Annotated in this window: 12 protein-coding genes; 2 read left to right on the top strand and 10 right to left on the bottom strand. The window is 31.1% G+C overall.

Translation table 11 applies throughout. The features are described 5' to 3' along the window. Window positions 1-10: 10 nt before the first annotated feature. Window positions 11-496, top strand: coding sequence for a family 2 glycosyl transferase (locus ACFSSB_RS10585; RefSeq protein WP_379903980.1), 486 nt, complete (start codon window positions 11-13; stop codon window positions 494-496). Between the two features lie 11 nt (window positions 497-507). Continuing rightward, window positions 508-1,509: a type I phosphomannose isomerase catalytic subunit gene (locus tag ACFSSB_RS10580; protein WP_379903978.1), complete on the top strand. Its 1,002-nt coding sequence runs from the start codon at window positions 508-510 to the stop codon at window positions 1,507-1,509. Between the two features lie 4 nt (window positions 1,510-1,513). On the opposite strand, the gene ACFSSB_RS10575 is transcribed toward ACFSSB_RS10580, so the two are convergent. From ACFSSB_RS10575 to ACFSSB_RS10530, 10 genes are read right to left on the bottom strand one after another with little or no spacing between them, the layout of a single operon-like run. After that, a complete protein-coding gene (locus ACFSSB_RS10575) occupies window positions 1,514-2,803 on the bottom strand; it encodes a phenylacetate--CoA ligase family protein (protein WP_379903975.1) in 1,290 nt (429 codons plus the stop codon). Beyond that, on the bottom strand, window positions 2,800-4,479 hold the full coding sequence (locus tag ACFSSB_RS10570; RefSeq protein WP_379903973.1) for a C45 family autoproteolytic acyltransferase/hydolase: 1,680 nt from the start codon (window positions 4,477-4,479) through the stop codon (window positions 2,800-2,802). The genes ACFSSB_RS10575 and ACFSSB_RS10570 overlap by 4 nt, the downstream gene beginning before the upstream one ends. Then, window positions 4,480-5,355 (bottom strand): cupin-like domain-containing protein, encoded by an 876-nt coding sequence (locus tag ACFSSB_RS10565; RefSeq protein ID WP_379903971.1) that lies wholly within the window; start codon window positions 5,353-5,355, stop codon window positions 4,480-4,482. A 10-nt stretch (window positions 5,356-5,365) separates the two neighbouring features. After that, on the bottom strand, window positions 5,366-6,907 hold the full coding sequence (locus tag ACFSSB_RS10560) for a phytoene desaturase family protein (protein WP_379903969.1): 1,542 nt from the start codon (window positions 6,905-6,907) through the stop codon (window positions 5,366-5,368). A gap of 4 nt (window positions 6,908-6,911) precedes the next feature. After that, entirely contained in the window at window positions 6,912-10,589 is a 3,678-nt protein-coding gene (locus tag ACFSSB_RS10555) for an MMPL family transporter (protein ID WP_379903967.1), read from the bottom strand. Further along, entirely contained in the window at window positions 10,582-11,778 is a 1,197-nt protein-coding gene (locus ACFSSB_RS10550; RefSeq protein WP_379903965.1) for a DUF2062 domain-containing protein, read from the bottom strand. The genes ACFSSB_RS10555 and ACFSSB_RS10550 overlap by 8 nt, the downstream gene beginning before the upstream one ends. Before the next feature lie 18 nt (window positions 11,779-11,796). Further along, window positions 11,797-12,294: a hypothetical protein gene (locus tag ACFSSB_RS10545; protein ID WP_379903963.1), complete on the bottom strand. Its 498-nt coding sequence runs from the start codon at window positions 12,292-12,294 to the stop codon at window positions 11,797-11,799. 7 nt (window positions 12,295-12,301) lie between these two features. Further along, the gene (locus ACFSSB_RS10540) at window positions 12,302-12,667 is read right to left on the bottom strand and encodes a 3-hydroxyacyl-ACP dehydratase (RefSeq protein WP_379903961.1); all 366 of its coding nucleotides are present in this window, start codon (window positions 12,665-12,667) and stop codon (window positions 12,302-12,304) included. A gap of 3 nt (window positions 12,668-12,670) precedes the next feature. Continuing rightward, window positions 12,671-13,270, bottom strand: a complete 600-nt coding sequence (locus ACFSSB_RS10535) for an outer membrane beta-barrel protein (RefSeq protein WP_379903959.1) — start codon at window positions 13,268-13,270, stop codon at window positions 12,671-12,673. A gap of 3 nt (window positions 13,271-13,273) precedes the next feature. Continuing rightward, entirely contained in the window at window positions 13,274-13,891 is a 618-nt protein-coding gene (locus ACFSSB_RS10530) for a porin family protein (RefSeq protein WP_379903957.1), read from the bottom strand. Window positions 13,892-13,899 lie beyond the last annotated feature (8 nt).

The following is a 13,899-nucleotide window of genomic DNA, read 5'->3' as shown; positions in this document are numbered from 1 at the left end:
CCCTAAATTTATGAAAACAGGTATTATCATCATCTTCCATAATAATGCAAAAGAAATTGATACTTCTTTTTTTATTGAACAAATAAATCAGAGTTTAAATCTGGAGTTATGCTTGGTAAATAACGATAGTAAAGATGAAACCAATCATCTGTTAAATACTATAAAAGCGTCTTGTAGCAATGTGTCTGTAGTTAATATTAGAAAATTTACATCAGATAATGCAGCAGTAAAAGCAGGAGCTAGATATATGTATAATGCATTTGAGTTAAACCATTTAGGATATGTTTCTATAAACATGTTAAACATAAAATACCATGGTTTAAATGGTTTAATGCAGATGATCTGTAAAAATCAAGAGCTTATTTTAAATTATAATTATAAAAATTTAAAACGAAAACAAACATTAAAGCAGCGTTTGTTTTCTGTAACAGATTACTTAAAGCAACTAAAAGTTAATAACCCTTTTATTAATCTTCAATACCAAACTAACCTATAAAAACAGCTATTATGAAAGTATATCCAATAAAATTCAATCCAATATTAAAAGAAAAAATCTGGGGAGGAAACAAACTAGGAAACCTTTTAGGAAAAGACACAAACAAAGAGAATGTAGGTGAAAGTTGGGAAATTTCTGATGTAAACGGAAACATTTCAGAAGTGAGTAATGGTGTGTATAAAGGAGCAAATTTAAAAAGCCTAATTGAAAACCATGAAGCAGCTCTTTTAGGAGCAGAGAACTTTGCAAATTTTGGATATAATTTTCCATTACTAATAAAGTTTTTAGATGCCAAAACAGATTTATCTGTACAAGTACATCCAGACAATGCAATGGCAAAAAAGCATCACAATAGTTTTGGTAAAACCGAAATGTGGTATATTATGGATAGTGATGAAAATGCAGATATTGTTTTAGGTTTAAAAGACAAAACTACAAATCCAGAAGTTTTGCATCATATTAATGCTAATAATGTAGACGCTGTTTTTAATAGAGAAGAAGTACAGAAAGGCGATAGCTTTTTTATTCCAGCAGGAAAAATTCACGCTATTGGAGCAGGAGTATTAGCTGCAGAAATACAACAAACAAGTGATATTACCTATCGTGTTTACGATTGGGATAGAACCGATGCTTCTGGGCAAAAAAGAGAATTGCATACCCAATTAGCAGAACAAGCTACCAAGCAGTTTGATTCTAACGGAAAAGCAGCATATAATTTACAACCAAATGCAAGTGCTAGCTTAGTAAGTTGCGAATATTTTACAACAAACATTTTAGATATAACCAATCACCAACTAAAGGATTACAGTAACTTAGATTCTTTTGTAATTTTTATGTGTGTGGAAGGGGAAGCGAGCATAACAGCTGGTTTACATACCGAAACCATAAAAATGGGTGAAACTATTTTAATACCTGCAAACACAAAAGAGGTTGCATTTAGTGCTACTAATGCAAAACTATTAGAAGTTTATGTAGATAAAGGATTGGTGCAAAACATGCAGCAGGCATCTTAATACCTTATGCACGTTTATCAATTACCAAAATAGGTTTTCTACTCATTTTAGGAAACTGTAATTTTAAGATTTCCTTTTTATCATGAAAGGCAATTTTTGGAGCAACACGTAGCTTGGCTCTAAAGTGATTTTTTATACTTTGTAATAATTTTTCTGAAGGATCTGTAGCAGCAATTTTAATTAAAATTTCATCAGTACCAATATCGTTATGCGAAATTTCAATAATATAGCTTTCTACATCATTAAAATCGTTTAAAATATTATCCATTGCTGGAGGATACAAAGTAGTTCCTTTATATTTTATCATTTGTTTTTTTCGTCCAACAACAGGACCTAAACGCATGGTATTTCTACCACAAGCACAAGCAGTGTTATTGGCTTTTACCATGTCTCCAGTTTTAAAACGTAGCAAAGGCATACCTTCTATACCAAGGGTTGTAATGGTTAATTCACCAACTTCTCCTGGTGTTACTATATTGTCGTTATCATCTAAAATTTCAACAATAATAAGTTCTGGATGCTGATGTCCACCTTGTTGGTATTCACATTCTGTAAAAGCCGTATTCATTTCGGTTGATGCATAGGTAGAATACAACTCAATATTCCACTTGGCTTTTATTTTTTGCGATAAGGTATTTAAACTAAAATCTTGTTCGCGTAAGGGTTCGCCAATACAAATAGCTCCTTTAACACCAGAGGCATTTACATCTATATTGTTTCTTTCTGCATATTCTATTAATTTTAATAAAAATGAAGGAACAGCAATAAGGTACGTTGGTTTAAATTTTAAAATAGAATCCCACTGTAATTCTGGTATTCCTGCACCTACACGAATAATTCCTGCACCAAGTTTACGTACACCAAGAAAATAAGCAATTCCTGCCATAAAACGTCTGTCTATGGTAGTCATAAGTTGTACAATATCTTCTTTACCAACTCCTGCACAAGCAAATGAAATGGCTTCATTGTATGCCAAACGTTCTAAGTCATTATCGGTTAAAGCAAAAGTTACAGGATCGCCTAAAGTACCAGAAGTAGTAACGTAATCTATAATTTTACTTTTAGGTACACATAAAAAATCATCATTATACTGCTGTAATTGATCTTTTGTTGTTACTGGAATTTTAGATAAATCTTCAATAGATTGTATGGCATCTATAGCAATGTTGTTTTCTTTAAAAATACGTTTATAGTAGGCAGAATTTTCATTTAAATACGCTAATAATTGGGCTAACTTTTCTTCTTGAAAAGTTTTTATTTCTTGTTTAGATGCTTGTTCTATTTTAGGAATCATAAATCTAATTTCCTTTTAATTTTCTTAATATACTTATCTAATTCCTCTTGATCTGGAACGGTTGTAATTTCTTTGGTTTTTGCAGTTTCAAATGCATTTAAAGCTGCTGTGTAAAACCCTTTTTGGTAATAATATTTACCGACAAGATAATATACTTCCCAGTAATTAGGGTTTAATTGTATGGTTTCTTGAAGTTCTTTTGAAGGAATATATGTGTTTGCACTAATAGCATGTTGTAATTCTTTACTCGCAATTCGGTAAGCTTCATAATTTTTATACGCTTGGGTATACTGAAAAGGATCTGCTTCAATAGTTAATTCTGGTTTAGAAAGCTGTACATGTGAAGTTGCAGTTTCACTAAATACCTCGTCTAAATCATAAGCAACAAAAGCACCTAATTGATACGGATTAGAAGAAACCCAAACTTGACGTTCTTCTGGTTTAAATACAATACCATGATGTGCTAGTAGTTGATTTAATGCTTTTTCATTACCATAACCAATAGCTTTGTCATGCAAGCCTTCTTTGTTTCTTAAAATATCTACAGCGTCTTGTACGTTTAGTTTTTCTGTTGTGGCTAAAAGTTCTTCTAAACGCTCATATCGATATTGCGAATGGCTTTCTGTTATTGCTTTTAAATTGTTTTTATCTTCCGCGTAAGCGTCACTTTGAAAATGATTGGTACAAATAAGTTGGTTGGTGTTTTCTACTTTATAAACCCCAAAGTTTTTAGGTGATACTTCAATGGTGACGGCTTTTTTATCTTTTGCACTACCAACAAAAATAGATTCAGAGACAAAAACTTCGCGTTTTTTTGCAATAGCAATGGCTTCCTCAATATTGGTTGCGTATTGTAAAATTTCACGATTTAAAATAGAAATAGGTGTTTTAGCAATCCATGGTATTTTAGATTTCCCTGCGTTTATGGTTACTGTAAGTCCGTGTTCATTCATACCAGAAACCACACCAATCATTCCTGGCCAAGTTACAGACATAAATTTATAACCATCGGTTGGGTTTACAAAAGCAACTATTTTATTTTTGGCAAAATCGTCACCAGCGTAAAAGTCTAGATTTCTTCCAATGAGTAATTGTCCGTCTTCGGTTTTATTTCCCCAAGCAGCAAAAGAAGAACAGCCAACCAGCATTAAATCTTGCATGGCATGACCAATATCATGTGCACCATGCAGATACATAACCCTTAGGTATTCTTTAGCAATATGGTTGTACTTGTTAGATGCGTATTTAGAAAGTCCGTAAATTTCTGCTTTGTAGGCTTCTGGAACGTGTAAATACATTTTACGATTATAGAAAGCTAGAATTTTTCGGAGTAAGTATTGTTTAAATTTTGAAGGTACTAACTCATCCACTTTACTTAAAAAAGCATCCTCTTGTGTAGCAAATAAATCTTGGGTTAGCAATCCTGTATTTAAACCAATTTGATAGGCATTTCCTTCTACAAAAAGCTCATAAGAACCATACTTGTTTTTTGCAAGACTGTTGTTTCCTGAAGTAAAAGTAGAATCGTTAATAGTGGTTTTTTTAGCAATAGTAGCATCATAAGCACTAACATCTGGTATATCATGAATAGACTTTGAGATACCACAAGAAGTTACTGCTAGCAGTAAAATAAAAAGTTTAAAATAATAATGTAGTGAAATGGTTTTAAGCTTCATTTACTTTAATTTCTCTAGTGTTTTGTTTACTTTTTCTACAGCTTTTTTGTTTTTATAATCTATCCAGTTTTGTCCTTTCCATTTTCGCATTAGGTTTTCAAAATGACGCATAAAAAACACATTGTATAACATGTTTAAGGCAGTTTTTGGTTTTTTAGTAAATGCTCTTAAGGTCATAGAAAAACCTCCATCTAAATATTCTACAAAGTGCCAATAACCACTTGGCATGTATAAGGCATCGCCATGTTTCATTTCTACTTGTATGGCTTCTACGTGTTGCAAAGCAGGATACTTTTTAAAATCTGGATTAGCCATATCAATTTCTTCTAGATTGTGTACTGCGTATGGTATTTTGTATAAAAACTTGGTTTGCTCAGGCGAAAATAAAGTCACGCGTTTGGTACCATGAAAATGAAAGTGTACCAAGTCTGCTAAATCCATATCATAATGCGTTAATACTTGTGAACCTTTACTACCAAAAAATAAAACAGGTAAGCGTTGAAAGAATTTTAAACCTATATCTGGATATTTAAAATCTTTAGCTAGAATGGGCATTTTTTTCATGACATCATAAAAGAAAATACGCAAATCTGTGGGTTTTGTTTTTAGTATTTCTATATAATCATAGAGCTTCATTTCTGTAGCAGGCTCGGCAGATTTTTGTTTTCCTTTAGTAGCTTCGTTATTGTATAGAGGCACGACTTGATCTCCTGCAAGCGATTGTATATAATCTAAATTCCATTTTTTATAGGCATCCCAATCTTTAGTAAGATTTTCTATAAGTACAGGACGTTGCGGTTTGTAATAGTTTTTTACAAAATGAGTTTTTGTAATGTCTTTTACACGATCAATAGGTTGTAGTTTAAATTGTGCCATAGCTTTATTTTTACTGTACCTCGTGTTTGTTAGATTCTAAAATCTTATCTAGTAAATAATCTTTATCTAGAATTTCTGAACAGGTAATAATAGCACTTATTGTTACACCTAAAATACCATGCATATTAAGGCTTTGGCCTGTAAAATATAGGTTTTTTATTTTTGTTTTTGGAGAAACATGAGAGTGTAATGGTTTGTTTACATCTTTTACATAGGCATACATAGAGCCTCGATTACTACCAATATAATCTCTATAAGATAAAGGTGTTGAGGTGTAATAGGTTTCTATGCATTCTCTAATATTTGGGAATTTTTTTTCTAATTCATCAATTAGCGTTTCTGCTTTTTCGGTTTTAAACTGCTCATAGGTTTGTCCTCTTTCGTTTTTATGAGCAACCGTATTATAGGTGTCTTCCCAAGGTTTTACTTCGTCATAATGCATATAGGTCATCACAGCAATGCTATCACCAAACTCATTAGCATTTTTCTTAATTCCCATAGACATCATATAACCTTCTGGCCAACTCTCTTGAGTGTAGTTATGGGAGTCCCAAACCTTAGAAGCATCTTTAAAATGGTAAAAGTTTTTGTTTTGGTATTTAAAAGTATTTGGCTTTAAAACAATATATAGGGAGAAAGCAGCAATGGTGCTTTCAATTTTTTCAATTCTGTTGGTGTAAGATTTTCTAAACTTATCTTCGCCAACCATTTTTACAGTAAGCTTAGGTTCTATATTAGAAATAAATAAATCGCCTTTAATTTCAATGCCTTTGGTTGTAGTTACCGAAGTAATTTTACCATCTGCATATACAAACTTATTTACTTCGTGGTGTTTATATACTTCACCACCTTCTTCTTTTAGGCGTTTTAAAAGTACTTTAGTTATTTGGCTTCCTCCATTTACACAACGATACGAACTTTCTATATACGAGTTTGTAGATAAAGCATGCACGTAAAAAGGGGTTTTGTTTTGGTCTCCAGCATATAAATAGTTAGAGCCAGCAAGTACTGCTTGAAGCTTTTTGTTTTTGGTAAAGGAATTGATGTGTTCTTTTGCTGGTAGTTGAAAAATTTCAGCATCATCATAATAAGGCTTTCCTTTTTCTAACGAGTATAAAGGGAATTTCTTGCAAGTAGCTTTCATTTGCTCGCAATACTTTTTAATTCCTTCTTCTTCCTCTGGAAAATCTTCAATAAGGGTTTTTATAAAATTAGTATAGCCTTGTGCATGTTTATATTCTTTTGGGTCATCATCAAAAGAAATGATATCAAAGCCATCTTCATCCATTTTATGAAGCTGTATACCATCTAAAATACCAATGTATTTAAAGTATTGGTGAAGGTTCTGCCCTTTGCTTAAGCCACCAATGTAATGAACTCCTGTGTCAAATATGGTTTTGTTGCGTACAAAGGTTTGTAGGTTTCCGCCATATTGGTTGTTTTTTTCTAATACACAAACACTCTTTCCTTCTTTGGCAAGAATGATTGCAGAAACCAATCCAGCAAGACCACTTCCAACAATTACAACATCATAATGTTCTTTGTACTTCAATGTTTTATTTTTTTAAGATACTAAGTGTATCGTTTTCTATTTCTAATTTAAAACCTAAAGATTTTAAAATATCTGTATATAAATTTCGGCAATCTTTTAATAAAATAAAAAGATTTGCAGTGTTTGCCATGTTTTTTATTTCTTTTTCAGAGAGACCTTCTAAATTAATAATAGCAACATTGGCTTTGTTTTCTAGTGTTTCTTCAATAGTATTAGAAACAACTATTTTATAATGTGTATTTGCAATGTAGCTATTTTTTACAATAATGCTTTCTTCTTGATCTGTAATGTAAGTGTATATTTTTCGGTCTGGTCTGTCTAAAGCTAATAAAAAATCTAGTTGTCCAGCATCTTTAGAAAGATGAACAATACTCGCTTTTTCATCCACCACATCTAAAATTGTTTTATATATTTTAGCGTTGGTTTTTAAGTCGGTTTTTACCTTTTGGTAAAGTGCATCCCCTTTATATCTATAGTCTTCAAGAACAATACGATGAAAGTAGGTTGCATCTTCTATTTCATTGCGAAGCTTATTAAATTCTTTTTTAAAATGTGTGCTAATCGCCTTTGTTTTTTCTCTAGAGTTTGTACCAAAATTGGTGTTGTTGGTTGTAATTCTATCTAAAACTTTTAAGGTAATGCTTCCGTTTTTAATAATAAAACTTCCTTTTGGTAACACTTCAGAATTACCATGAATAAGCACAGGAATAATATCTAAATGAAACTGTTCTGCTAAGTAAAAAGCACCTTTGTGAAAGCGTTTTATTTTGTTGGTGTTAGAACGTGTTCCTTCAGGAAAAGCCATTAACGAGTAGCCTTGATCTACTTTTGCTTGTAAATGAGATAAGCCATTATCTATACCATTAGAAACAGGATAAAAACCTGCAAGTTTTACTGCTTTACCAAAAATAGGCGAGTTGTACACCCAGTCATTCACTAAGAAAATGATTTTTGGATGCAACATACCAATGGCTAAAATATCTAGAAAAGAAGTGTGATTAGAGATAATAACCGCTTGTTTTTTAAAGTCTTCTTTACTAGCGTTTATAATGCTTTTTTTAACAAAAGGATTGGTGTATAAAACCGATTTCATAAAGGAAGAAAGTACTTTATGAAACCAAGACATTTTTAATTTTTTAGAAAGCGGAATAATAGGAATTAAAACCACACTAATTAGCGATAATAAAAATCCGCCAATACCATAATAACCAAAAGAGACTACAGAATGTAAAAACAAACGTAAGGTAATAGGTCTTTTGGTTTTGCTACCAATAAATAATTTAAACAGTAAGGGTTGTATGCTAAACGAAATAAACAAAGCAGATAAAATACCAATGATAGACACTAAAGAAATAGAGTGTAGTGCAGGATGTTTTGCAAAAATTAAAACACCAACGCCTAAAATTGTGGTAATTACCGAAAGTATAATAGAGGTTTTATGGGTTGGTAATGCCTTTTCTCCTGTTTTATATTCATGTAGTAAACCATTGGTAATAAAGATGCAATAGTCTATACCTAAACCAAAAATAAAGGTAGAAATAATGATATTAAAGATGTTAAACTCGATACCAAAAAGTCCCATAGTACCAATAGTAAGCAACCAAGTAAGTGCAATTGGCACTGCAGTAACTAAGGTTAAAGAGGTGCTTTTGTAAAACAAGAATAACAGTAGTAACACTACAATAGAAGAATATAAAACCAAGCGATTAAAATCATTTTTTAGGTTTCCTAAAAAGGTTTCATTCATGTGTTTTCTATCTACAACAACCGTTTTTTCTTGGTTTTCAAAGGTGTTTATTAAATTTTCTGTGTTTTCTTCTTGCACTTTAACTAAAGTAGTTACTGTAGAAAAATGGTCTTTAGTAGTAATATAATCTTCTGAAGAAATGGTTTTTAAAGCTTTAAAATCTGCAACAGTTAAAGGCTTAAAATTTGTTTTTAAAAGCGCATAAAAGTTTTTAAAAGTAGTAGGTTTAAAACCTAAGGTGTTTCCGCTTTCTATTAAATTTTGCGTTGTGTTTTGTATGTTTTGAGGAGACCAAAAAAGTTTCCAATTATTAATTTTTTGAAGCTGAATTTCTTCCGATTGAATTAAAGAACCAATAGAGCTAAACTGAATTATTTTATCTTCTTTCTGAAGCTTTTTTAGCATAGGATAAATAGCATCATTTGCTTGTAAGGCTTCGTTTTCTGTATTTCCGTAGGTTGCTAAATACACAGATTTTGAAGATATATTAGTAAGTGCATCTAGTCTTTGTTGTGCATCTACTAAGGCTTTAGGCTCATAGTTTAGTTTGGCTAAATCGTTATTAAAAGTTACTTTATTATAGGTAAAAGCACTAATGCTTAATAAGATTACTAAAGCAATTAAACTCCATTTGTTTTTATGTAAAGGATAAGACGCAACACGATCTATTATGTTTTTTTTAGTCTTTGTTTCGGCTTTTGTGCTATACACTTGCGGAATAAAAAGAAGCGCAAAAACCGAAGCACCTAATACGCTAATTGCAGCAAAAATACCCAAATCTTGTAATGCTTGCGACTCTATAAAAAGCAAACATAAAAAAGCTAGAGCAGTAGTTAAACTACTCATTAAAATAGGTTTGGTAATTTCTGTGTATAGCTGTTTTACGTTGTTATTACTGCGTATATGTGTTAGTATGTGCAAGGCATAATCTAACGTTACACCTAAAAGTACAGAACCAATACCTAAAGAAATGGCAGATATTTTACCACGAATAAGGTAAAGTAAACTTACCGCTAAGAGTGCACCTAAAACGGTTGGTGTAAATAGTATAATTGGTATGCTAAGTTTTCTGTAAAACAGAATTAAAATGCATAGTAAAACCGTTACAGCAATACCAACAGTAAGCTGTATGTCTTTTTTAATTTGTTTGGCATTAGCTACTGCAATAAGAGCTCCGCCAAAATATTCGGCAACAACTTTATCTTTAAATGTGGTGTTTAGCTGCTCTTGTAAAGCGTATAAATTATCTGCAAAGATTGCGTTTTCTGCGGTTTCACTAGAAGCAAAAGTTGGTGTGATAAAAAGAAGCACATTGTTTTTGTCTTTGCTAATTATAAATCCGTTGTGCAAGGTAAAGTCATCACCAAAGCTAAGTTCTTGTAGTTTTTTTAAAGCAATAAAAGACAAGCCTAAAGGATCTTTTAAAATGGTTTCTTTAGCAATAAAACCAGAAGGAGAAATTAAGGTTTTATAATTGGCGTTTGTTGTATTTTGAATACTGTCTTTATGCAGTTTTTGCGCAATAGTTTGGTAATCGTTTTCGTCTAGAAATAAAGGTAAATTGTTGTAAACAAAGTTTAAGGTGTTCATTACATCTTCATCTGCAACTTGCCCTTGTATGTCTTTTATAAATGCTTTTGAAGAATTAGAAATACTATCTATAAACTGCGTAGCAAAAGTGGTTAAATCTTCTAGGTTTCCGTTTTCTTTACGCTGTATGTTTACAATAATTTTATCTGCAAAATTTACTTGTTTTAGCACTTTTTGTGCTTCGGAAGATTTTTCGCTTTGCGGAATTAACTTTGTAATATCTTCTTCAAATTCTACATTAGAAGCTAGAAAAAACAAACCAATAATACTTGCAAACAAAATACCTATGCTCCATAGTTTTTGAGCAGCTACACGTTGATATATGTTGTAAAATAGTTTATCCATTTTGTAGCGAGATGTTCTTTTTAGTAAAAACACTAAATACGATAAAACTAGCTATACCTAAAACAGTAGCAGCAATTATAGCTAGTGTAAAACTACCAACTACGTAAGTTTTTAAGTGGTCTGTAATTTCAAATCCATTTTTAAACATTTCTAAAGTATAGTTGTAATCTACACCTAAAATAGTTTGCCCAATTTTAGAGCTTGCATACAAAACAAAAGGAATAAAAGGAGGTAAGCTTACGTTTGAAAAACCAAAAGCGATGGCTTTATTTAGATTAAACAGTATGGCAAGCGATATTACAATAAGTGTGTGAAAACCCCAAAAAGGAGATAAGCCAATAAATACACCAAGTGCAACCGATAATGCTTTTTTTGTTGGCGAGTCTTGGTGGCCTAAAAAGTCTTCTATAAAGAATCGTTTAATGCCTTTTTTTTTTAATTTTCTAAATAAATCGCGAGGTTTAATGTAAAAGATCAATATTAAAACCAAACAGGTATTTAAAATACTTATTCTGGTAAAATCTTTAAAAGGCCTAAAGTGCGAAACGCGTTCGGTTTCATCATACAATACTTGTACTGGTACGTTTTTTACTAGTACGTCATTCCAAGCAGCTTTTACAATAACTTCAATTTCAAACTCGAATTTTTTGGTGTAAAAATGAAGTTTGTTTAATGCTTTTAAAGGATACAAACGAAAACCAGATTGTGTATCTGTAAGTTTAATTCCTGTTTCAAACCAAAACCAAAAGTTTGAAAACTTATTACCAAAACTACTTTTTCCAGGAACCGATTCATGGCTCATATTACGAGCTCCAATAAGTAAGAGGTTTTTGTTTTCGGCTTGTTCTAAAGCTTCTACAAATACTTGTATGTCTTCCGGAAAATGTTGTCCGTCAGAATCTATAGTTATGGCATAATCGTAACCTAAAGTACTAGCTTTAATGAAACCTTGGCGTAAGGCATTTCCTTTTCCTTGGTTTTGTGGTACTAGAATATGTTGTACTTGGGTATAGTTTTCTAGTATTTGTGCCGTGCTATCTGTAGAACCATCATTAATAATAATAATGTTATTTGTGTATTGCAAAACACCATCGATTACACGTTTTAAAGTGCGCTCGTTGTTGTATGTTGGAATTAACACACAGATTTTCAGATTGTTTATTTTATTAATTAATAGCTCGTTAGTCACTAAGAAAGTGTTTTCTTTTTACGAGTCTAAAATTAAGGTTTTTTCTTCATCTGTAAAGGCTTTAGACTGTAAAATATAGTCTTTGATGTGATTTTTTAAATGTGAAGAAGAGATGTTTTTATATTGTTTTAAGATAAAGAGCTTATCTTTTTCAATATTGTCTTTGTATTTTAAAAGCTTCGGAGTGTTTTCTTGAATACCTAAACGTATAAAGCGCACTTCTATATTATTAGGTGCTTTTGTAATAGCGTATTCTACTAAAGTTACACCTTCTATAAATCCTTCTTTTTTTTCTTTTAAGGTTATAGCTTGTTTAGAGACGAGTGCAATTGCAGCACCTTTGTAAGCAACCAATTCTACTTTATTTTTTTTGGTAACTTTTTTTAAAGCGTTATAAAAAGCTTCGGTTTTTGTCTTGTCTTGTGCTGCATCTTTATAAGCATCTCTTATAGAATTTAAGTCTAAAGATTGCATAGTAAAACATAAAGTAGCAAGAAGTACAAGTATAGATTTCATAAGTAATTTATTTTTCTATAAAGTTACTTGTCAATTTTAATGCCACAGTTTCATCAAACGTAGTGCTATTTTTTACTTTATAGCCATTTTCGGTTTCACTAATGTTTAGTGTTAGTACTAAATCTGGTGTTTTTTCTGGGTTTATAATTGCCATAAACTTGATGTTGCTTGAAGATTGCATCATTAATTTTTTGCCAACTACTCCTTCGGTTAACTCTTTAATAATTTGCATCATGCAAACTCCTGGAGTTACAGGGTTTCCAGGAAAATGTCCTTTAAAGATTTCGTGATCTTTATTTATGGTAATATTTGCAGTTGCATTGTTTTCTGTAACAGCTACATTATTTACAGTATAAAAGTCTTTTAATTGCATGCTTTAATCTTTAATTTTGAATTTGTAAGATACACCTAATTGAAATACGATGTTGTACATATCTGTATCGTTATTATTAAATAATTGAATATCTGTATCTATAAGTCCGTGTTTAAATCTTGTTTCAATAATAAAATTATTGTTAAAAGCATAACCAAAACCAGCTCCTAAAGCAAGATCTATATCTGTAACTCCGTTTTTTTTATCGTCTCCAAAAGTAGAAGCATCTATATCTAGTTCTATACTAGGATATACCAAAAAATGAAATCCAGAATTTTTTAAATAAAATTTATTTACTGCCGAAAAAGTAAAGTAATCTAGATATAAACTATTTGGGTTTTTAGAAGTAGATGTACCACCTTGACTAGAATACCCCATTTCTAATTGCAATCTATATAGTTGCGAAGCTTTAAAATTTATAAAAAGCCCAAAATAACCACCAATTTTATAATTTAAATCACTGTATGAAAGGTTAGAAGTATTTGCTCCTGTTCTAAAACCTAAATATACAGGTAGTTTTTCGTTTTCTAGTTCTTTAGTTTCTTGAGAAAAAGAAATACTGAAAACGAAAAGTAAAATAAATAAAAAGTAGTGGTTTTTCATAGATTATCTACTAAAATCGAATTTGTAAGTAACTCCAAATTGAATCACTCCATTTAATATATTATCTCTATTATAAAAATCATCTTCGTCATAATAATCATAATAGTCGTCTCTAACATCTATTAACCCTTGTTTATATCTTAGTTCTAGACCTAAACCAAAAGGAAATTCATAACCAAGTCCTCCAAAAACAGAAAAATCAATAGGTAAAATATCGTTATATTCTCCTGAGTTTACTAGAATATCTATAGTAGGTCCAACTATAAAATTTAAACCTAAATCTTTTATAGGGAAAAATTTATTTGCTAAGTTTAAACTTATGTATTCTAAATTTAAATCATCTTCATAACGAGTTCCTGGATCAAAACCAGAACTATGGCTTCTATATTCAATTGTAGTACCTTGATTAGAATAAGTTGTTTCAACTTGTAACTCGTAGAAATTTGCTAAATGTATATTAACAAATAATCCGCCTTGAAATCCTAGTTTAGTTTTAGAGTTATCTACGTTAGTTAAGTTTGCAAGGTTTAATCCTGTTTTAATTCCAGGACTTACGGTTACTTGTGAAAACGCTGTGGTACTTGCAATAATTAAGGCTAAGCTTAAAATGATTTTTTTCATTGGTTGTT

The sequence above is a fragment of the Lacinutrix gracilariae genome (genome assembly GCF_042684485.1).
GTDB lineage: Bacteria > Bacteroidota > Bacteroidia > Flavobacteriales > Flavobacteriaceae > Oceanihabitans > Oceanihabitans gracilariae.
The sequence above is the reverse complement of the archived record's forward strand: the minus strand, read 5'-3'. Positions and strand labels throughout refer to the sequence as shown.

Excerpts from the sequence above, each read along its gene's own strand:
- ACFSSB_RS10555 (WP_379903967.1), bottom strand. The coding sequence starts at position 10,589 with ATGGATAAACTATTTTACAACATATATCAACGTGTAGCTGCTCAAAAA.
- ACFSSB_RS10535 (WP_379903959.1), bottom strand. The coding sequence starts at position 13,270 with ATGAAAAACCACTACTTTTTATTTATTTTACTTTTCGTTTTCAGTATT.
- ACFSSB_RS10545 (WP_379903963.1), bottom strand. The coding sequence starts at position 12,294 with ATGAAATCTATACTTGTACTTCTTGCTACTTTATGTTTTACTATGCAA.
- ACFSSB_RS10575 (WP_379903975.1), bottom strand. The coding sequence starts at position 2,803 with ATGATTCCTAAAATAGAACAAGCATCTAAACAAGAAATAAAAACTTTT.
- ACFSSB_RS10530 (WP_379903957.1), bottom strand. The coding sequence starts at position 13,891 with ATGAAAAAAATCATTTTAAGCTTAGCCTTAATTATTGCAAGTACCACA.
- ACFSSB_RS10565 (WP_379903971.1), bottom strand. The coding sequence starts at position 5,355 with ATGGCACAATTTAAACTACAACCTATTGATCGTGTAAAAGACATTACA.
- ACFSSB_RS10570 (WP_379903973.1), bottom strand. The coding sequence starts at position 4,479 with ATGAAGCTTAAAACCATTTCACTACATTATTATTTTAAACTTTTTATT.
- ACFSSB_RS10540 (WP_379903961.1), bottom strand. The coding sequence starts at position 12,667 with ATGCAATTAAAAGACTTTTATACTGTAAATAATGTAGCTGTTACAGAA.
- ACFSSB_RS10580 (WP_379903978.1), top strand. The coding sequence starts at position 508 with ATGAAAGTATATCCAATAAAATTCAATCCAATATTAAAAGAAAAAATC.
- ACFSSB_RS10585 (WP_379903980.1), top strand. The coding sequence starts at position 11 with ATGAAAACAGGTATTATCATCATCTTCCATAATAATGCAAAAGAAATT.